This is a genomic window from Methylobacterium guangdongense (assembly GCF_038442355.1).
Taxonomy (GTDB): Bacteria; Pseudomonadota; Alphaproteobacteria; order Rhizobiales; family Beijerinckiaceae; genus Methylobacterium; species Methylobacterium guangdongense.
This window is the reverse complement of sequence record NZ_JBBXMX010000015.1, coordinates 1-15,981: the sequence shown is the minus strand read 5'-3', so window position 1 is coordinate 15,981 and position 15,981 is coordinate 1. Positions and strand designations below refer to the sequence as shown.

The 15,981-nt window shown below is 70.5% G+C and carries 27 protein-coding genes; 10 read left to right on the top strand and 17 right to left on the bottom strand.

What is annotated here, in order from left to right:
- Window positions 1–70: 70 nt before the first annotated feature.
- The 4 genes from AAHG09_RS23140 to AAHG09_RS23125 form a co-directional block, all read right to left on the bottom strand.
- The gene (locus tag AAHG09_RS23140) at window positions 71–793 is read right to left on the bottom strand and encodes a YidB family protein (RefSeq protein ID WP_342109861.1); all 723 of its coding nucleotides are present in this window, start codon (window positions 791–793) and stop codon (window positions 71–73) included.
- 419 nt (window positions 794–1,212) lie between these two features.
- Window positions 1,213–1,410: a hypothetical protein gene (locus AAHG09_RS23135; protein WP_342109860.1), complete on the bottom strand. Its 198-nt coding sequence runs from the start codon at window positions 1,408–1,410 to the stop codon at window positions 1,213–1,215.
- 79 nt (window positions 1,411–1,489) lie between these two features.
- A complete protein-coding gene (locus AAHG09_RS23130; protein ID WP_412760079.1) occupies window positions 1,490–1,756 on the bottom strand; it encodes a hypothetical protein in 267 nt (88 codons plus the stop codon).
- Between the two features lie 70 nt (window positions 1,757–1,826).
- The gene (locus AAHG09_RS23125) at window positions 1,827–3,857 is read right to left on the bottom strand and encodes a BON domain-containing protein (RefSeq protein ID WP_342109858.1); all 2,031 of its coding nucleotides are present in this window, start codon (window positions 3,855–3,857) and stop codon (window positions 1,827–1,829) included.
- Window positions 3,858–4,000: 143 nt separating this feature from the next.
- Here AAHG09_RS23125 and AAHG09_RS23120 point away from each other — a divergent pair, with 143 nt between their 5' ends.
- The 3 genes from AAHG09_RS23120 (at window position 4,001) to AAHG09_RS23110 (ending at window position 5,720) form a co-directional block, all read left to right on the top strand.
- Window positions 4,001–5,017, top strand: a complete 1,017-nt coding sequence (locus AAHG09_RS23120; RefSeq protein WP_342109857.1) for a hypothetical protein — start codon at window positions 4,001–4,003, stop codon at window positions 5,015–5,017.
- Window positions 5,018–5,094: 77 nt separating this feature from the next.
- A complete protein-coding gene (locus AAHG09_RS23115) occupies window positions 5,095–5,343 on the top strand; it encodes a hypothetical protein (RefSeq protein ID WP_342109856.1) in 249 nt (82 codons plus the stop codon).
- Between the two features lie 137 nt (window positions 5,344–5,480).
- Entirely contained in the window at window positions 5,481–5,720 is a 240-nt protein-coding gene (locus AAHG09_RS23110; protein ID WP_342109855.1) for a hypothetical protein, read from the top strand.
- Window positions 5,721–5,750: 30 nt separating this feature from the next.
- On the opposite strand, the gene AAHG09_RS23105 is transcribed toward AAHG09_RS23110, so the two are convergent.
- Window positions 5,751–5,978 carry a hypothetical protein gene (locus tag AAHG09_RS23105; RefSeq protein ID WP_342109854.1) on the bottom strand — a complete coding sequence of 76 codons (228 nt, stop codon included), beginning with the start codon at window positions 5,976–5,978 and terminating at the stop codon, window positions 5,751–5,753.
- A gap of 416 nt (window positions 5,979–6,394) precedes the next feature.
- On the opposite strand from AAHG09_RS23105, the gene AAHG09_RS23100 reads away from it, so the two are divergent.
- Window positions 6,395–6,643 carry a hypothetical protein gene (locus AAHG09_RS23100; protein WP_342109852.1) on the top strand — a complete coding sequence of 83 codons (249 nt, stop codon included), beginning with the start codon at window positions 6,395–6,397 and terminating at the stop codon, window positions 6,641–6,643.
- 77 nt (window positions 6,644–6,720) lie between these two features.
- Here the strand turns inward: AAHG09_RS23100 and AAHG09_RS23095 are convergent, their stop codons facing one another.
- The 3 genes from AAHG09_RS23095 to AAHG09_RS23085 form a co-directional block, all read right to left on the bottom strand.
- A complete protein-coding gene (locus AAHG09_RS23095) occupies window positions 6,721–6,963 on the bottom strand; it encodes a hypothetical protein (protein ID WP_342109851.1) in 243 nt (80 codons plus the stop codon).
- Between the two features lie 71 nt (window positions 6,964–7,034).
- Entirely contained in the window at window positions 7,035–7,370 is a 336-nt protein-coding gene (locus AAHG09_RS31980) for a phasin family protein (RefSeq protein WP_412760078.1), read from the bottom strand.
- A gap of 218 nt (window positions 7,371–7,588) precedes the next feature.
- Window positions 7,589–7,783 (bottom strand): hypothetical protein, encoded by a 195-nt coding sequence (locus AAHG09_RS23085; RefSeq protein ID WP_342109849.1) that lies wholly within the window; start codon window positions 7,781–7,783, stop codon window positions 7,589–7,591.
- A 115-nt stretch (window positions 7,784–7,898) separates the two neighbouring features.
- Here AAHG09_RS23085 and AAHG09_RS23080 point away from each other — a divergent pair, with 115 nt between their 5' ends.
- Window positions 7,899–8,090, top strand: coding sequence for a hypothetical protein (locus tag AAHG09_RS23080; protein ID WP_342109848.1), 192 nt, complete (start codon window positions 7,899–7,901; stop codon window positions 8,088–8,090).
- 41 nt (window positions 8,091–8,131) lie between these two features.
- On the opposite strand, the gene AAHG09_RS23075 is transcribed toward AAHG09_RS23080, so the two are convergent.
- From AAHG09_RS23075 to AAHG09_RS23045, 7 genes are all read right to left on the bottom strand, one after another.
- A complete protein-coding gene (locus tag AAHG09_RS23075; protein ID WP_342109847.1) occupies window positions 8,132–8,392 on the bottom strand; it encodes a hypothetical protein in 261 nt (86 codons plus the stop codon).
- A gap of 23 nt (window positions 8,393–8,415) precedes the next feature.
- Complete coding sequence (locus tag AAHG09_RS23070) at window positions 8,416–8,592, bottom strand: hypothetical protein (protein ID WP_342109846.1); 177 nt, start codon at window positions 8,590–8,592, stop codon at window positions 8,416–8,418.
- A 105-nt stretch (window positions 8,593–8,697) separates the two neighbouring features.
- Complete coding sequence (locus AAHG09_RS23065; protein WP_342109845.1) at window positions 8,698–8,997, bottom strand: PilZ domain-containing protein; 300 nt, start codon at window positions 8,995–8,997, stop codon at window positions 8,698–8,700.
- A 270-nt stretch (window positions 8,998–9,267) separates the two neighbouring features.
- The gene (locus tag AAHG09_RS23060) at window positions 9,268–9,450 is read right to left on the bottom strand and encodes a hypothetical protein (protein ID WP_342109844.1); all 183 of its coding nucleotides are present in this window, start codon (window positions 9,448–9,450) and stop codon (window positions 9,268–9,270) included.
- Window positions 9,451–9,817: 367 nt separating this feature from the next.
- Window positions 9,818–10,198, bottom strand: a complete 381-nt coding sequence (locus AAHG09_RS23055) for a hypothetical protein (protein WP_342109843.1) — start codon at window positions 10,196–10,198, stop codon at window positions 9,818–9,820.
- Window positions 10,199–10,265: 67 nt separating this feature from the next.
- Window positions 10,266–10,541: a hypothetical protein gene (locus AAHG09_RS23050; RefSeq protein ID WP_160533554.1), complete on the bottom strand. Its 276-nt coding sequence runs from the start codon at window positions 10,539–10,541 to the stop codon at window positions 10,266–10,268.
- A 230-nt stretch (window positions 10,542–10,771) separates the two neighbouring features.
- Window positions 10,772–11,239 carry a Ros/MucR family transcriptional regulator gene (locus AAHG09_RS23045; protein ID WP_342109842.1) on the bottom strand — a complete coding sequence of 156 codons (468 nt, stop codon included), beginning with the start codon at window positions 11,237–11,239 and terminating at the stop codon, window positions 10,772–10,774.
- Between the two features lie 338 nt (window positions 11,240–11,577).
- Here AAHG09_RS23045 and AAHG09_RS23040 point away from each other — a divergent pair, with 338 nt between their 5' ends.
- The 5 genes from AAHG09_RS23040 (at window position 11,578) to AAHG09_RS23020 (ending at window position 13,114) form a co-directional block, all read left to right on the top strand.
- On the top strand, window positions 11,578–11,784 hold the full coding sequence (locus AAHG09_RS23040; protein ID WP_342109841.1) for a hypothetical protein: 207 nt from the start codon (window positions 11,578–11,580) through the stop codon (window positions 11,782–11,784).
- A gap of 34 nt (window positions 11,785–11,818) precedes the next feature.
- A complete protein-coding gene (locus AAHG09_RS23035; protein WP_243927608.1) occupies window positions 11,819–12,004 on the top strand; it encodes a hypothetical protein in 186 nt (61 codons plus the stop codon).
- A gap of 52 nt (window positions 12,005–12,056) precedes the next feature.
- Window positions 12,057–12,311 carry a hypothetical protein gene (locus AAHG09_RS23030; protein WP_342109840.1) on the top strand — a complete coding sequence of 85 codons (255 nt, stop codon included), beginning with the start codon at window positions 12,057–12,059 and terminating at the stop codon, window positions 12,309–12,311.
- Between the two features lie 130 nt (window positions 12,312–12,441).
- Window positions 12,442–12,675 carry a DUF6894 family protein gene (locus tag AAHG09_RS23025; RefSeq protein WP_342109966.1) on the top strand — a complete coding sequence of 78 codons (234 nt, stop codon included), beginning with the start codon at window positions 12,442–12,444 and terminating at the stop codon, window positions 12,673–12,675.
- 19 nt (window positions 12,676–12,694) lie between these two features.
- Window positions 12,695–13,114: a hypothetical protein gene (locus AAHG09_RS23020; RefSeq protein ID WP_342109839.1), complete on the top strand. Its 420-nt coding sequence runs from the start codon at window positions 12,695–12,697 to the stop codon at window positions 13,112–13,114.
- Window positions 13,115–13,127: 13 nt separating this feature from the next.
- On the opposite strand, the gene AAHG09_RS23015 is transcribed toward AAHG09_RS23020, so the two are convergent.
- Together AAHG09_RS23015 and thrS are read right to left on the bottom strand one after the other, a co-directional pair.
- Window positions 13,128–13,307 (bottom strand): hypothetical protein, encoded by a 180-nt coding sequence (locus AAHG09_RS23015; protein ID WP_342109838.1) that lies wholly within the window; start codon window positions 13,305–13,307, stop codon window positions 13,128–13,130.
- Between the two features lie 340 nt (window positions 13,308–13,647).
- Window positions 13,648–15,675 (bottom strand): threonine--tRNA ligase, encoded by a 2,028-nt coding sequence (thrS, locus tag AAHG09_RS23010; protein WP_342109837.1) that lies wholly within the window; start codon window positions 15,673–15,675, stop codon window positions 13,648–13,650.
- Window positions 15,676–15,981 lie beyond the last annotated feature (306 nt).

Sequence of the window (15,981 nt, the reverse complement as noted above, 5' to 3'; positions counted from 1 at the left end):
CCTAGACGTTCGACGAGCCTATTTTGAGAATAGCCAGACAGCAACTTGAAATTGCGAAATAAACCGGTGATCACCACCCCCGCCGCTCCGCCTCCCCCGGCACCCGCCCCTGCGGCGTGAGCGTGTGCACCACCTCCGGCAGCGCCTGGGCCAACTGGGAAAGAAGCGTCTCGCGGTCCATCCCGGTCTGCTGCTGGAGGGTGTCCACCGTGTCGGGGCCGAGCGCCCGGGCGAGCTGGTCCGGGGCCACCGGGCGGTTGGCGCCGTGGCCGATCCAGGACTCGATCACGTCGCCGAGGCCCCCCTGGCGGAAGCGGTCCACCAGCCCGTCGAGGCCGCCGAGATCCCCGCCGACATCCCCTTGCCCCGCCGGGGCGGCGCGGCTCGGGGCCGGGGCGGCGCCGGGGCCGTCGAGCATGCCGGACAAATCCGAAAAATCGCCGGGCGGCAGGGACGGGTCGACGGTGCCGTCCGGGCCGCTGTCGCGGCGACCGCCATACTGGTCCCAGCCGCCGATATCGCCATTGTCGTCGGGCCGGCGTCCGCCGGTATCGGCGGGGTGCTGGCCGGGATCGCGCCCGTAGGGTCCGGCGCCACCGGAGCGGTCGGCCTCGGGGCCCGGCTCGCCCTGGCGCCCGCGCCCGAAGATGTCGCCGAAGCCGCCGCCCGCGTCCTTGGCGAGGAGCAGCATCAGCAGGGCCTTCACCAGGGGCGACATCCCGCCGGCGCCGCCCTTCTGCCCGCCGAACACCTGTCCGAGCACGCCGCCGATCGCCGATTCGAGCAGTCCCATGCGCCCCTCCCCGGTGCCCGCCACGGGCCCGGGCGAACAACGGCTCGGGTGGGGTGACGGTTGCTTCCGGGGGTGGTGGTCTGTCGTTTCATGGGACAGGCACGCGCCCCCGCGCCGCCCCCTCCCCCCGTGCGGCTACGGGCTACACAGGTTTGAGGCATGAGGCTCATGACGGAGCGCGACGCGCCCCCTCTCCCGAGCGGGAGAGGGTAGGGGTGAGGGAGGAGAACGCTCAGGATCGAGCGCATGATCGATCCGCGTACAGGACGCGCTGGGTTCGGAACGGTCTCGCCCCTCACCCTGCCCCTCTCCCGCACGGGAGAGGGGACCTGCGCTTCGACCTGCCGACGACCCTGCAACCTGTGTAGCCCGTCGCTCTGCGGGGGAGGGAGACGCGCGGGCAGAGCTGCCCGTTGCCTTCAGCGGGCCGGGCTGGTCAGGGCCGCCTGCGCGGTGCCGTGGGCGGTGGTGGCGTCGGCGGGCTCGCTGAGCGGCATCGTCGCGGCGGCGAGCGCGAGCGCAGTCAGGAACAGGCCGGTGGCGGCGGCGCCCGCCCGGGGGCGCGGCAGGCGGAGGGCGGCGCGGATCGGGCGCTTACGTCGGTCGGTCGTCGACATGGTGGCCTCGTCGAAGGGGTGGGCCTCGGGCCCGTCTGACGAGGCAACGCGGGCCGGGGGCGGGGCGGTTCCCGGAGGCTCAGCGCCGGACGGCGAGGCGGCGCCCCAGCGCCCCGAGGGCGCAGCCCGCGACGTAGAGGGGCAGGAGCAGGGCCGCGCCCTCCAGCCAGAGACCGGGCAGGCCGGGCACGAGGGCCGCGAGCGCCGCCGCCGCCAGGAGGCCCGCCGCCACGAACAGGCCGAGCGGGATCGCGTACCGGTCCGGCCAGCCCGCGAGCGCGCCGACCCCGAGGCCGAGTGCCCCCGCCCCGGCGAGTCCGGGCCAGAATCCATCGAGCAGCAGCATCACGGCCGTGCGGTCTCCAAACGGATGCGGCGCCCGCGTGCAGCGGGGCGCGCGACGGATCGACGGGGCCTCACGGCTGCAGCGCGAAGGTGACGCGGCCGGCGGGCGCCTGATCCGTCAGGATGATCACCTGATCCGCCCGGGCGCCGGCCTGGAGCAGATACTCCACCACGGCCTGGGCGCGCAGCCGGGGCAGGTCCTGCGGCGGTTCCTCGGCGGCCGGTTCGGGCTTCTTCGGGGCCGCCTTGCCACGCTTCGTGGCGTCCTTGTCGGCCTCTTTGCCGGATCGATTGGCGGATCGATTGGGCGCAGGCTTGGCCTCCGCTTTGGCGTCGTGCTTGTCGGCCGGCTTCGCCTCCGGTCTGGCCGCCGGATTGCCGGGGGGAGCCTCGGCGGTGCTGGCGACGCGGGTCCGCTCGGGCTCCGGCGGCGCGGCCGGATGGGCGCCCTCCCCCGGGCCGGCGGCCGGTGTCGGCGGGGCCTTCGCGGGATCGGCGGGGCCCGAGACGGCGATGCGCAGGCTGGGGCAGGCCTTGGCCAGGGCCGCCAGGGCGTCGAGGGTCGGGTAGAAGGCCGGGCCCGGCACGGCGCTGTCCGCCGGGAAGCGCAGATCCGCCCCCGCGGTGGCGGCGGCGAAATCGGCCCGGCAGGTCGCCGGGTCGCGCCGCTCGGCCGGCTGCCGGGCCGAGACCGAGGCCCGCCCGGTCCAGCCCGGGGGCAGCGCCTCGGCGAGCCGGTCGGAGGCGCGGGCGGCGACCTCGCGGTAGAGGCTCTCCCCGGTCAGCGTCAGCGTCCGGTCGGAGACGCTGGCCTCGCCCGTGGCGAGGTCGGCCACCAGGGGCGCCGCGGCGGCCAGCGCCGCCCCGAGATTTGGCGGCGCCCCGTCGGCGAGGCGCGTCCGGTCGAGGATCGGCTCGCGGAACAGGCGGGGCCTGAGCGCATCGAGCACCCGCTCCCGGGTGGCCACGTCCGGCACGTGCCCGGTCAGCGTCACCGCCTCCGGCGTCCGGCGGATCGCCACCCGGTAGGGCGAGAGCGGCCGGGCCGACAGGCTGATCCGCCCGGCCGCGACCCCGGCGGGGCGGCCGTCGCGCATCAGCGCCTCGGCATCGGGAATCGCCTGCGCGTCCATGGCGTCGCCGCTGACCGACATCGCGCCGTCCGTGAAGGTCACCCGGCCCGTCTGGATCAGCGCGGCGAGGCGGAACGCGAAGGCGATCAGCCCCTTGGGATCGATCGCCGGATCGAGCCCCCGGGCGGCCACCAGCCGGTCGTCGACCGTCGCGCCAGCGGTCTCCTGCGCGGCCTCCTGGGCGGCCCGCTTGGCAGCCTCGCGGTCGGCCGCGGAGGGGACGAAGCCGTCGAGCACGATCCCGCCCGCTTCCTTCTCGACTGTGAAGCGGTACTGCGCCACCCGCGGTGGCAGGATCTCGACGCGGCCGATGCTGAACCCCGCCGGCGGCTCAGCCAGGGCGGCCCGCAGCGCCTCGTAGGCCGGCACGTCGACGGCCTCGCCCGACAGGCTGAGCACGGTGTCGCTGAGCGCGGCCCGCCCGCCGGACGCCAGTCCGGAGAGCCGCGCCGCCAGGAAGGCCGCCGCGCTCGGAAAATCCGGCGGCGCGCCCTTGGCGGCCCGGGCGGTGTCGTCAAGGCTGGTGCCGGGGCCGAGGGCCCCGGTGACCCGCACCTCCAGGGCCCTGCGCCCGATCTCCACCGGCCGGCTTCCCTCCAGGGCGACCTGGGCCGGCCCCACGCGGATCGCCGCCCACTGGAACGGCGCGGCGGTCTCGACGAGGCCGATACGTGAGACGATGCGCCGGGGCCCGTCGAGGACGGCGAGGCGAAACAGGGTGGCGGCGCGGGCGCCCGCATCCGGCGCCTCGCCGGCCGCCACGAGGTCGCGGCCCTCGACCGTGAGGCGCAGCCAGGGCTCGCCGGTCTCGGTGGCCGTGCCGGCCGCCACCCGCGCCCCCTCGGCCTCCAGCCGCTCGGCGATCCGCGGGGCGGCGTAGAGCGTCGCGCCCGCCCAGATCAGCGCGAGCGCCGGCAGGCCGGCGAGCCAGCCGACGCGGCGCAAGCCTTGGGCGAAGGAATCTGGCACGGGCACGATGGTGAGTTGATGGGATCCTGGCCCGAAACGACACCGTCTTTCCGGCAGCATGAAGGCCGGGCCGCGTCGCAGGGTCGCCGGAACGACCCTGGCCGGGGTCGGTTGGCCCTCGCACCCGTCGTGCGGAGACCGTCATGCGCGCCTGGCTCGCCATCCTGCTGCTCCCGATTGCCGCCCCGGCCTCCGCGCAGAGCCTGTCGGCGACCGCGACGGCGCCGAGTGCGGCCTCGCTGGAGCCGATCACCGCGATCGCCAATCCCGGGCAGCTCAGCCTGGGGGGCACGTCCACGACCGGGCCGTTCCCGACCCTCTCGGCCCAGACCGGCGGGATCCTGAATGCCGGCCAGCTCAGCTTCGGCGGCGGTGGCGGGGGCGGCGGCACGATCGGAGCCCCCGGCAGCGGGCAGCGCGGTGCCGGCCAACTCGGACTCACGTCGAGCACCGGAACCACCGGCGGCGCCGGGGTCACCGGCCTGACGCTCGGCACGAGCCGGACCGGCGCCGCCGGGACGCTGGGCGGCTTCGGCACGGCCACGGGATCGGCATCGAACGCGGCCCTCGGATCACTCTCGGGGAGCGCCCTCTCCACGGCCTTCGGGACGACCAGCCTCGGGAGCAACGCGGCGTTCACGACGAATGCCACGGGCCTCACATCGGGGCTCACATCGGGCCTGACCGGCTCACGGCTCACCGGGCTGGGCACATCCACCTTCGGGACATCCGCGTTCGGCACATCCGGTGCCGGGATCGGCCGCGCATCGGGGGTCGCCACGGGCTTAGGCACCGACGCCACGACGGCGTCCGGCCTCGCCTCGGGCGGGACCGCGAATGCCGTCGACGCAGCCGCCCTCGGGACTGCTTCCTCGGGGTTCGGGGCAGCCGCGGCTGGGACGGCGACCGTCACGGGCCTGACAACGGGGGCGATCACGACCGGGGCGGCCGGCACGGCCACGGGCGGCGCCGGGATCACGGCCGCTCCGACTACGGTGACGAACCCGGATCTCGTCCAGACGGCCCGTACGGCTCAGGCCGGCGGCGGGGCGCCCGGCGGCGCGGGTATCGGCGGTGCGGCCGCCGCGCCGATCCGGGTCAACGATGTCTGCGGCGGCACCCTCGCGGCGGCCTGCCTCGGCGGCGACGGCACATTCTGAGCGACCGGGTCCGGAACCGCCATTCCAGCGCCGCCGTTCTTTCCGCGCCGGCACCTCGGCCGGGACAGGAGACGGAGATGAGCGTCATTCCGGGCTGCGCCGCACTGGCGGCCGTTCTCGTTCTGGGGCTGTCGAGCGCGGCCTCCGCGCGCGAGGCGGGTCCTCAGCCTCGCGGGGCCGGGAAAGCCCCGATCCACCATAATCTCGGCTTCAAGGAGCCGTCGTTCCGGGCCAATCTGCGCGCCGTCAAGGACCAGCCCTATACGTGGCCGGTGAGCGACCGCTATCGGCCGGTCTCGCAGCCCTATTACGGCCGGGCTTATTGAGGACCTGACCCATCGCACCGGCGCGGATGCGCCGGTCGCTATTGCCGCGGAGGGCGTATGGGATGCGTGTGCGGTGCCGGCTCGTCCTCGCGCTTCTTACGACGTGTGCGCCGGCGCGGGCGGGGGAGTTCGCCCCGGTGCCCCCCGTTCCCGGCATGGCCCTCACGCTGCCCGAGCCCGGCATGGTGAAGAGCGAGGCTGCCGAGCCGGCCGCGCAATCGGCTGCCCCTGCCCCGCCTCCGATCGATCCCGGCCAGGGCCGTCGCCGGCTCCCAGCCCTCGGCACCGGGATCTCGTCCTCCGGCGGTCAGCTTCCGAACCAGCGTACGGGCCCCCGGCACACGCATGTCGTGCACGACATCTGCATCGGCTGCTGAGCGGCCGGCCCCGCGCCGCGACAGCTGATCCTACTGCAGGGCGTGGGACTGGCCGTTCGCCTGGATCCAGCGCGGTGAAAGGATGTCGCCCGCCTCGGTGATGATCCAGGGCTGCGCATCTTCGGCCTCGATCGCCTGCATGGCGACGGCGAGCGCCTCGCGCAGTGTCGCGAATGGGCGGCCCTGCGCCGAATGCCCGGGCGCGCGTTTCGGCCAGACGGTCAGCTCTGCACGTTTGTCGAGATCAGCGGGCGTCATGCCGTCGCTCCGGGTGCTGCGCGGGTCGAACGCTCGATAGCGCCCCCGTGTGACGTGGATCTGGCGAACGTGTTGCCGATTCGTGTCGCTGCGATCATCGCGACATAGAAGCCGGATCTCGAGTCCTCATCGCCGAAAAATGGACGCTCCATCAAATTCCATCTCACGCGACTTTGAATTTTGTTTGAAGAGATGAGGGGTGAAGTTTATTTCATTTGCATTGAATGCATGGCGATCATCGTGATCGACTGCGTTTCACGCCTGAAGACGAGGGCTGATCCCTGCACGACAGTTCCGATGCTGCGTTATGGTGCATTGCACGATCAACATGCCGCGCTGCACAAAATACGGCTACGTTCGATCCCGGTCGCCCCCAGCGACCCGACCTGCGATCGAAACGGAGACGCACCATGCGCATGATTGTCATCCTCGCGTCGGCGGCGCTCACCTCGGCCGCCCTCTTCGCCAGCCCGGCCACAGCCGACGACCACCTGAATCTGACGCCCCCGCTCTATCGCGATCAGGCCGTGGCCGTGCAGCAGGGGCGCCGGCTCGCGACCCTGACGACCACGCCGCAGCCGGTCCCCGCCGTGGACAGCGATCTTCGGGGCGCACCGATGACGACCGGATCCCTGGCTCAGGCGTCCGTCAAGGCGCACCGCTGAGGATCGGATCCGGGGCGATCCATCCGGGACGCCCTGGATCCGAAGCTACGTCGGGGGTGCCGGTCCGCACCCCGGGATCAGACGAGGTGCAACGCACGGGCGGCCTCCGCCGGTGGAACGCCGCGCCGGATCAGACGGCGTGTTCGCGCGCGCTGGTCCGATGCGACACTCAGGGTGGTCGCCAGAGTCCGGTATCCCTCGAGATACAGATCCAGGCAGGCATACTGGACCGCTGTCGCCATGAGTGCGGCGAGTTCGGCCTGCCGGAAACACAGACGCAGACTCTCATCGGCCAGCCGACCGATGTCCCGCTCGATCATCTCAGCCCCCACCCTGTCGTGGCCGACGACGCTTCGACCCGCCGCCGGTCCACATCCCCGCTGCGATCCAGCTATCCTCGATGCGAGAGCTGCCCGGTCGCCTGTCGGAGGTTCTGCCCCGCGTGCCGGACCGTGCCCGCACCCCGTCGCAGCGGGATGTGGGCGCGGTCGACGCTCTGCTGCAACGCGTGTTGAGCAAGACCGTTCAGATCCCGGGCTTGCGCCTGGATGGCGGCGAAGCGCTCGCGCACGAACTCGGTCCGGATCTGCGTCGCTTCCGGAATTGAGGGCTCCGCAGCGAGCTTCCGGGCGAGATCCAGGGCGGCACGGATATTCTGCTCGGTGTCGTCCAGCCCGCGGGAGAACAGGTCCCGGGCAGGGGGGCGGGCCCGCCGAGCCGCGCACAATGGCGGTGGTGCGTCGCGCGGCGTCCATGACGCTGGCGAACGCTGTGCGTGCCTGACCGAGACTGGTTTCGCCGAAATCGCGCAGATCTGACGGGATCTCGAAGCCGGGAAAGTCGGCCCTGCTCGGTCTCTTCAGGACCGCCTGTCCGGTCGTGGCCGGAGATGTGTGGGCGTCGCACAACTGCCAGCGTTCAGCGCGTTCGCCCGCGATCCCGGCCTCAAATCTCCGTCTCGCGCCGGAGCACGGCGTCCTCGTCGGTGCCCTTCTGCGAGAGACCGACATCCGGGTCCGTTTCGGTCGCCGGCAGGGGCCTGTTCGAGGTGGCCCGCTCGAGGTCCAGGGAGCCGTCCGGTCCCGGATCGACCGAGTCGGCGTCGCGTTTCGGCGGCGGCGTCGCGCGGGCGTTCGTCATCCGATGGCCTCTTCCCCGATCATGCGCTGCGGCTCGTCCAGGTCCACACGCCATCGTCCCGGGACAGGACCGCGGGAGCGGCGCTATATGAGTTCAGTCGAGCGAGGAGAATGGTGTGTTCACCGTCAAGGGGATCGATCCGTCCGGGCGTGTCATGAGCTTCGCCTGCGGGACCGACGAGCAGGCCATGGAGAAGACCTGGGAACTGGCCCGTCGGGGCTTTCGTGAGATCACGGTCGCCGACCCGAAGGGCAAGGAGATGTCGGCGGCCGCCTTCGAGCGGTCCCTGAACATCGATTGGGATTGAGCGCGCTGCTGGGGGACTGCTTCGGCTGTCCCGCGCTGGCCTCAGTGCAGCTCATAGCAGTTCGTGATGACGCGGGGGTTTCGGGTCACGTCATACAGGATCGAGCACTGCACGAGATACGGCCGGTCCCGCTTTCGGAACAGGATCAGGGACGACCGATTGTCGAACGTGCCCGCATAGCCGGCGATCTCCCAGCCATCCGCGCTGAGCCGCTCGATGCTGAGCGGCTGCTCGGCGGCCGAGCCCGCCGAGATCCAGCCGAGCCAAGCGGCAATGCCGAGGAATCGGCGCGCGAACGTCATGGGCAGCGCGGCCCATAGGCCCGTCACAGGCCCGGGACCTCGTCGATATCGGGCGCCGGTTCCCGGCCCGGAGGCGCCGGATCGTCGTCCGGAGTCGGCGGCAGCCGCGGCGGCGGCATGTCGCCGGTGTTCGGCGGCATCGGCAGACCCTGCGGCAGGTCCGGCGTCTCCTCAGCGTCGGGCGATTTTGGATCCGACATGGCCTTCCCTTCCCGCGCGCCGCGCTTTCGCAGGCGCCTCGAGAGAGAACGGTCGATCGTCGGGAAGGTGCCACCCCAAGGCGCCGGGTGGCCGAGGGATCCGCTTCAGACCGTCCCCAGTCCGTACAGGGAATCCGCCGTGGCCGGACGGATCGGCGCGGTTGTTTCGGTCGCCGCGCCGATCTCCTCCAGCCTGCGCCAGACGGCTTGGCAGATGAGGATCTCGTTGCTTGCGTCGATGCTGAGCACGAAGCGGTCCGGAACGATCTCGGCTTCCGGAAGCGCGATGCGGATACCGCCGACCGACCGATCGTACACGATGCAGGGCAGGCTGCAGTGCTCGTCGACCGAGATGCTGCCGGTCTCATTCAGGATCGTGCGCGGGGCGCTGCGCCGTTCGAACATCGCTGCCTCATGGAAGGACATGCGACGAAGATCGGCGAAGCGCCTTCATGTGGGGTTTGAAAAAAAGATCAAATTGTCGGCTTCGGCTATTCGCGCAGTCACTTCACTGGTTCGTGAGATGCCCGCACCGAACTCGGGGATATCTGGGGAACATAGACTGCTCTTGGGCTGCCTCTTGGCCCGTCCGCCGGGACGTCGGACATCGCGGCGGGCTCCGCGACGCATCAGGCTTCCCGGTCCGGACCGGCATCCGCTCCGGCGCAGAGCGCTCTAGCCGGTGACCACTTCGACGAGGGTCGCCAGGAAGCCGAGGGCGATGGCGCCGATTCCGCTCATGAACGCCACATCCCAACCGGCGAAATCCTTCGACCGTGGGGCGCGGGCGAAGGTGAAGACCGTTACGACGGCACCACACACAATGAGGGCGATGGCGAGGTAGAGCGGGCGTGACATGGCGTGTCCTCCGTCGCCGGTCCCTCGGCCCTTCAGGGCTCTTGTCGGATGAGCGAGACCAGCGAGATCCGTTTTCTGTCATCCGTCACAGAATGATGGCAGACACGGCCGCAGGGGACAAGAATTTAATCGGTTCTGCATTGCAGAACGCGGCTCCTGCCGCGACGAGATCTGACTTTCTGGGAGATCGAGAGTCTAGCAGCTCGGTGGCGTTCGGTCGGAGCTCCACCGATCGACCGCAGGCACCCCATACCGCCAAGCCGGTGTCTGGAGCCTGCCTATGGCGCCACAGCAGAGGGCGGCTCTCGATCACGGTCGGACCGCGCATCCCTCCGCCGGGCCGTCATCCGCGTCTGTATACGGTGTTCTAATCGAGGAAGACCCGAACGCCGTCGGTGTTGAGGATGTCACGCTGGTCGGCGCACCAACGGTCGGCGCCGACCGATGCGATCTCGTCCGCGACACGCCGGCCCTCCGCGGCGATGGCGGTCTCGGCCCGACGACGACCCAGGGCGGCTTCGAGGGCACGGCGGGCCGTCCGCGACAGACCGTCGGAGATCGCGTCGTCCACAGTATAGAGCGTCCGGCAATACAGCACGATGCCGGCCTGAGCGCCCACGATCCGGACCAGCTCATCGAGGGTCGCGGTGCGTCTGGACGCCGCCGTGTCCGGTGTGTCCTCGGCCAGGGCGAATCCGCCGGGTATCGGTGCGGCGGCGAGCAGGGCCGCGAGCAGGGTGCGTCTCATCGTCGGCCACTCTCGGCGGTCTGTCCGAAGGTCGGCCGCACCGGCCGCGCAGCTCAGAACGGGGCGATCACTTCCGCGCGGCCATCAGATCGTGGGCGAGCACCGTCAGCTTGCCGATCAGGCTGCTGATATCCGCACTCTTGCACGACCATTGCGTTCCGATCGCCTCGCCGTCCGCCGAGACGGACACGATCGCCACCGAACGCAGCCGGCCCTCGCGGGCGAGCGCCAGGTGATCCTGCAGCACGGCGATGATCGACGCGGTGTCCTCGTCGGCCACGGCGGGGGCAATATGCGCCGGAAAAGGCACGACCGTATTCGGCTTCGTCTGCTCGCGCTTCATCTCGCCCATCCCTTGTTCGCGTCTCGGGATCCGGCGTGCGCAGACGCTATGTGCAGAGTGTGGCAGCTTGTCCGTGTCGAGCAACGTCGCGGACGAGTGTGGCGCCGCAGCAACGATGCAGCGGTCCGCCGGCCTCGGGTCGCGACCGAACGCCCGAAGCCCCGTTGCTGAGCCGCGCAAGCGGCTCGGAACGGGGCATCCCTGGACTGTCTGTTCGATGGCGTTTGCCGTCAGGCGGCCCGACGGCCCTTGCGCTCGCGCTCGGCCATGGCGCCGGGCTGGCCGAGGCCGATCGCCTTCGCCAGGGCGGAACGCTGCTCGGCGTAGGCCGGGGCGACCATCGGGTAATCGCCCGGCAGGCCGTAGCGGTCCCGGTAGGCCCGCGGGTCCAGCCCATGGCTGGTCAGGTGGCGCTTGAGCGTCTTGTAGGTCTTGCCGTCGATGAAGCTGACGATCCCGTCCGGCCGGACCGACTTGCGGATCTGGGCGGGGCTCGGCCGGTCGACCTCGGCCTGCGCGGTCGCGCCGGTCTCCTGGGTCAGGGAGCCCGAGACGAGGCCTGCGATCGCCCCATGCACGCGGGCGATCAGCGCCGGCAGCTCCGCGGCCGGGACGGGATTGTTCGACACGTAAGCGGCGACGATGTCGCCGGCGAGCTCGATGAAGTTGGGGGTGGACCCGGTGGTTTCTTCTGTCACTTCAACATTCCTAGTGTGCCCCTCGCAAGTGATTTGCTACTTCCGTCCGCTGAATGCAAGTTACAAAATTGTTCATGAACCGGCATCCGGTGCATGATTGGCATGCCCGGCACGGCCAGCAAGCGGGTATTTTCGGCAATCGCTTGCCAGATCTTGGCAGCAGCGACGCGGCGGCGCGGTCGACTGCGGGAGTGTCTTTCCAGGGCTGCGAAACGATTCAGCAATGCACCTAGAGTTCAGTCATATCTGCGGTATCGGGCTTGAGGTATCCGATCGGCGCGTCTGCGGCGCGCGATCGCCGTGGTGACGGCGCCGCCGCGGCGTGGCATGGCCCACCCATGCTCCTGCTGGCCCTCATCTTCGCCCTGCTCGTCGTCCTGGTGATGATGGTCGTCCTGCGGCAATGGACCGGCCGGCTGGCCTCGCTGGCGACACTCATCGCGGCGGCGATCGTGGCGCTGTGGCTCGCCGAGCTCGGGTTGCTCCCGGGTTCCAAGGGGCCGTTGACGGCCGAGCGGCCCTTCGTCCCCGGGCTCGACCGGTAACGGTCCGGTAAGCCTGCCGCCGCCAGCATGAACCATGCCCACGCTCTCCGCCCCCCGTCTCCTGACCTTCCTTGTGTCGGCCGTCCTGATCGGTCTGGCGGTCGCCAGCCTGTACACGCGGATCCCCATGGTCGGACGGACGGTGGTGGCGCACCGGCAATGGTTCTTCATCGGCGCCTACGTGCTCTTGGCGCTCGGGGTGACCACCCGCAGCCTGTGAGGCGTGCGCGGCAGCCTCGGTCACGAACGTTGTCCGCACCGAGGAGATCGTCATGGCCCTGAAGACCACCTTCCTGGTGCAGCCGTTCGAGCTGCATCGCAAGCGCCTGCGCCCCGCCCGCCAGGAACCCGCGCAGAGCGAGTTTGGCGCCCTCAAGAAGGCGGAGGCGCTGGCCGCCCGTCTGCCCGGCGCGGCGGCCCTGAAGGTCGTCGCCGATGATGAGACCGGCGAACTCGACAGCGTCACGATCCTCGGCCAGTTCGGCGACATTCCGGACGATTTCGCCGAGAGCCTGCTTGGCGGCTGACCCCTGTGCCGACAGGCACCTGTGTCTTGATAGGTGCGCTGCGTGATGCAGGTTTATAGTTGGGCTGAAACTACGTAGAAACAACGGATAATGATTCTTGCGGGCCGATGCGCTCGCTGAGCTCAGGCCCGTGCCCCGCTATTTCATCGATATCCATGACGGTACCAACCTCGTTCGTGACCAGGAAGGTTTTGATGTCCCCGATCTGACAGCGGCACGGACGCAGGCGGTGCGGATGATGACGCGTATCGCCCAGGGCCTGTCGGATCCGCAGGAGCGGCAGGATTACGTCATCGCTGTGCGCGACGCGCAGGGCGTGGTCCGCCTGCGCCTGCGCCTCTCGTATGACATCGAGCCGGGCTGACGGGGTTCGAGGAGGACGGATGAGACGAGCAACAGGTGTGATCGGATCGTTTGCGGCGCTCGCGCTGCTCTGCGCCCTGCCGGCGCAGGCGCAGACGGCACCCCCGCCCCCGGCGGGCTCCGCGACCGCGACGCCGGACAACGCCGTCCTGCTGACGGTCTTCCTGCGCCATGACCAGTCGCGCCCCCTGGCCGAGCTGAACGCGCAGCTCGCCCGCCAAGGCTTCTACAAGGCCTTCCCGCCCCCCGGGATCGAGGTCGTCTCGTGGAACGTCGTGATGGGCATCGGGCAGATCATCGTGCTGCGGCTGCCCGCCACCCGGCTCCGGGAGGTCAACCGCGTCCTCGAGGATACCGCCTGGGGCGCCTACCGCACCGAGTTCTACCCGACCTACGATTACAAGGCGGTCGGCCTCGCGGAGCACGAGAAGGCGCGCTGAGCGCGGCTGAGCCTCAGCGCCATCCGGCCCACCAGGACGGCCCGTCGGCGGACGGCTCGAAGGCCGGGGCGCCGGTCTCGTCCTGCCGGCACGATCCGGAATCCAGGCGGACGGTCTCGCAGGCCAGCTCGTTCTGCGCCGCGGCACCAGTCGCGAGGACGCCCAGGATGAGGAGGCCGACGATGCGGGTCATGGCTTCCTCCGGATGTCTCTGATCAGTCGCCAGATTGCCGCGGGTAGAGTTGTCAAAGATCTCTGTTCGAGGATGAGAACGAACAATGCCGCAGCTCGCCCTCCCCCCTCTGCGGGGGACGGTGGCCCCCGAAGGGGGGCGGGAGAGGGGAGCGACGGTGCGGAACAGAGCACTGCCCATTCTGACGGTCGCGCCCCTTCCTGAAGCCGGGTTCCCCCCTTGTGGGACTTCGTCCCGACCCGACCCCTGCTTCGCAGGGGCCACCCTCCCCCGCAGAGGGGGGGAGGGAAATGCCCGCGGATATGTAGGCTGCCAAACCCTGCCTGGAAACCAACGCCCCTCAGGGCGCCGGCTGCACGTCATGATGCCCGTCGAGCACCGTGTCGCTCGTCGGGACCGCCTCGGCCACGGCCTGCGCCCGGCGGATGTCCGGGGCGGTCGCCTCCTCGACGAAGGTCGCCACCGCCTCGGTCAGCGGCAGCGTGCGGGTCTGCTGGCTGCCAAGCCGGCGGATCGAGACCGTCCGCTCCTCCGCCTCGCGCTTGCCGAGTGCCAGCAGCACCGGCACCTTGGCCAGCGAGTGCTCGCGGACCTTGTAGTTGATCTTCTCGTTGCGCAGATCTGCCTCGACCCGCAGGCCGGCCCGCTCCAGGGTGCGGATGACGTCCCGGGCGTAGGCGTCGGCCTCGCCGGTGATCGTCGCCACCACCACCTGCACGGGCGCGAGCCAGAGCGGGAAATGCCCGGCGAAGTGCTCGATCAGGATGCCGGTGAAGCGCTCCATCGAGCCGCAGATCGCCCGGTGGACCATCACGGGCGGCTTCCGGGCGCCGTCGGCGTCGATGTAGAAGGCGCCGAACCGCTCGGGCAGGTTGAAGTCCACCTGCGTGGTGCCGCATTGCCAGTCGCGGCCGATGGCGTCGCGCAGCACGTACTCGAATTTGGGCCCGTAGAACGCGCCCTCCCCCGGGTTGACCGCGGTCTTGATCCGGCCGGCCGACTGCGCCTCGATCTGGGCCAGCACCCGGGTCATCACCTCCTCGGCATGGTCCCAGAGGGCGTCGGAGCCGACGCGCTTCTCGGGCCGGGTCGAGAGCTTGACGACGATCTGGTCGAAGCCGAAATCCGCGTAGGTCGAGAGGATCAGGTCGTTGATCTTCAGGCACTCGTCGGCGAGCTGGTCCTCGGTGCAGAACACGTGGGCGTCGTCCTGCGTGAAGCCGCGCACGCGCATCAGCCCGTGCATGGCGCCGGACGGCTCGTAGCGGTGCACGATCCCGAACTCGGCCATGCGCAGGGGCAGGTCGCGGTAGGATTTCAACCCGTGCTTGAAGATCTGCACGTGGCCCGGGCAGTTCATCGGCTTGAGGGCGAACCAGCGCTTGTCCTCGGCCTCCTCGCCCGCCGACTGCGCGGCGAACATGTTCTCCCGGTACCAGCCCCAGTGGCCGGAGGTCTCCCACAGGGCCTTGTCGAGGATCTGCGGGGCGTTCACCTCGGCGTAGTCGCCGCGCAGGCGCCGGCGCATGTAGGCGATCAGCTCCTGGAAGATCGTCCAGCCCTTGGCGTGCCAGAAGACGACGCCCGGCCCCTCCTCCTGGAAGTGGAACAGGTTCATCTCGCGGCCGAGGCGGCGGTGGTCCCGGCGCTCGGCCTCCTCCAGCCGGTGCAGGTAATCGTCGAGATCGGCCTGCGCCGCCCAAGCGGTGCCGTAGATGCGGGTCAGCATCGGGTTGTTCGAATCACCGCGCCAGTAGGCGCCCGCGACCTTCATCAGCTTGAAGGCGGTGCCGACCTTGGCGGTCGAGGTCATGTGCGGGCCGCGGCACAGGTCGAACCAGTCGCCCTGCCGGTAGATCTTCAGATCCTCGCCGGGCGGGATCGCGTCGACCAGCTCGACCTTGAATTTTTCGTCCTTGCCGGCGAACAGCGCCCGCACGTCCTCGCGCGTCCAGACCTCCTTGGTGAAGGGGGCGTCGCGCGCGATGATTTCGCGCATCTTCGCCTCGATCTTCGGGAAGTCCTCCGGCGTGAACGGGGTCTCGCGGTAGAAGTCGTAATAGAAGCCGTTCTCGATCACCGGGCCGATCGTGACCTGGGTCTCCGGCCAGAGCGCTTGCACCGCCTCGGCGAGCACGTGCGCGCAATCGTGCCGGATCAGCTCCAGGCTGCGCGGATCGGTGCGATCCAGGAACTCGATGCGGGCGTCGCGCGCGATCGGATCGTCGAGGTCGGCGACCGTGCCGTCGAGCGCCATGGCGACGGTGCGCTTGGCCAGCGACTTGGCGATGCCCTCGACCACGGCGCGGCCGGTGGTGCCGGCGGCGATCTCCCGGGTGTTGCCGTCGGGGAAGGTGAGAATCGGCATGGATCACGAGTCTCCGGGCTCAGTCCTGCATACGCGGCAGGTAAGCGGTTTCGGGGGAGCGGCCGTGTAGACCGATTTTTTCGGCGAGGGAACAACGGTGCGGCGCATCTCCCCGCATCCCTGACCCGGCCTGCCCCAGCCTGTCCTCACGCTGTGCGTCATCGTCCCCGCGCGCCTGTGGCGCCGGGGGCATGGCCCAAGAGACGAACACGCGGGACGCGGGACGCCGCGGGAACCCAGGTGTCGGCCAGATACGCGCGGGATCCGGTCCCCGCGGCGCCCGCGGCATCGACCGGGCGTGGTCCC

Coding starts and splice junctions, on each gene's coding strand:
- AAHG09_RS23140 (WP_342109861.1), bottom strand. CDS start 793: ATGGGACTGCTCGAATCGGCGATCGGCGGCGTGCTCGGACAGGTGTTC.
- AAHG09_RS23135 (WP_342109860.1), bottom strand. CDS start 1,410: ATGTCGACGACCGACCGACGTAAGCGCCCGATCCGCGCCGCCCTCCGC.
- AAHG09_RS23130 (WP_412760079.1), bottom strand. CDS start 1,756: ATGCTGCTGCTCGATGGATTCTGGCCCGGACTCGCCGGGGCGGGGGCA.
- AAHG09_RS23120 (WP_342109857.1), top strand. CDS start 4,001: ATGCGCGCCTGGCTCGCCATCCTGCTGCTCCCGATTGCCGCCCCGGCC.
- AAHG09_RS23115 (WP_342109856.1), top strand. CDS start 5,095: ATGAGCGTCATTCCGGGCTGCGCCGCACTGGCGGCCGTTCTCGTTCTG.
- AAHG09_RS23105 (WP_342109854.1), bottom strand. CDS start 5,978: ATGACGCCCGCTGATCTCGACAAACGTGCAGAGCTGACCGTCTGGCCG.
- AAHG09_RS23100 (WP_342109852.1), top strand. CDS start 6,395: ATGATTGTCATCCTCGCGTCGGCGGCGCTCACCTCGGCCGCCCTCTTC.
- AAHG09_RS23095 (WP_342109851.1), bottom strand. CDS start 6,963: ATGATCGAGCGGGACATCGGTCGGCTGGCCGATGAGAGTCTGCGTCTG.
- AAHG09_RS23085 (WP_342109849.1), bottom strand. CDS start 7,783: ATGACGAACGCCCGCGCGACGCCGCCGCCGAAACGCGACGCCGACTCG.
- AAHG09_RS23075 (WP_342109847.1), bottom strand. CDS start 8,392: ATGACGTTCGCGCGCCGATTCCTCGGCATTGCCGCTTGGCTCGGCTGG.
- AAHG09_RS23070 (WP_342109846.1), bottom strand. CDS start 8,592: ATGTCGGATCCAAAATCGCCCGACGCTGAGGAGACGCCGGACCTGCCG.
- AAHG09_RS23065 (WP_342109845.1), bottom strand. CDS start 8,997: ATGTTCGAACGGCGCAGCGCCCCGCGCACGATCCTGAATGAGACCGGC.
- AAHG09_RS23060 (WP_342109844.1), bottom strand. CDS start 9,450: ATGTCACGCCCGCTCTACCTCGCCATCGCCCTCATTGTGTGTGGTGCC.
- AAHG09_RS23055 (WP_342109843.1), bottom strand. CDS start 10,198: ATGAGACGCACCCTGCTCGCGGCCCTGCTCGCCGCCGCACCGATACCC.
- AAHG09_RS23050 (WP_160533554.1), bottom strand. CDS start 10,541: ATGAAGCGCGAGCAGACGAAGCCGAATACGGTCGTGCCTTTTCCGGCG.
- AAHG09_RS23040 (WP_342109841.1), top strand. CDS start 11,578: ATGCTCCTGCTGGCCCTCATCTTCGCCCTGCTCGTCGTCCTGGTGATG.
- AAHG09_RS23035 (WP_243927608.1), top strand. CDS start 11,819: ATGCCCACGCTCTCCGCCCCCCGTCTCCTGACCTTCCTTGTGTCGGCC.
- AAHG09_RS23030 (WP_342109840.1), top strand. CDS start 12,057: ATGGCCCTGAAGACCACCTTCCTGGTGCAGCCGTTCGAGCTGCATCGC.
- AAHG09_RS23020 (WP_342109839.1), top strand. CDS start 12,695: ATGAGACGAGCAACAGGTGTGATCGGATCGTTTGCGGCGCTCGCGCTG.
- AAHG09_RS23015 (WP_342109838.1), bottom strand. CDS start 13,307: ATGACCCGCATCGTCGGCCTCCTCATCCTGGGCGTCCTCGCGACTGGT.
- thrS (WP_342109837.1), bottom strand. CDS start 15,675: ATGCCGATTCTCACCTTCCCCGACGGCAACACCCGGGAGATCGCCGCC.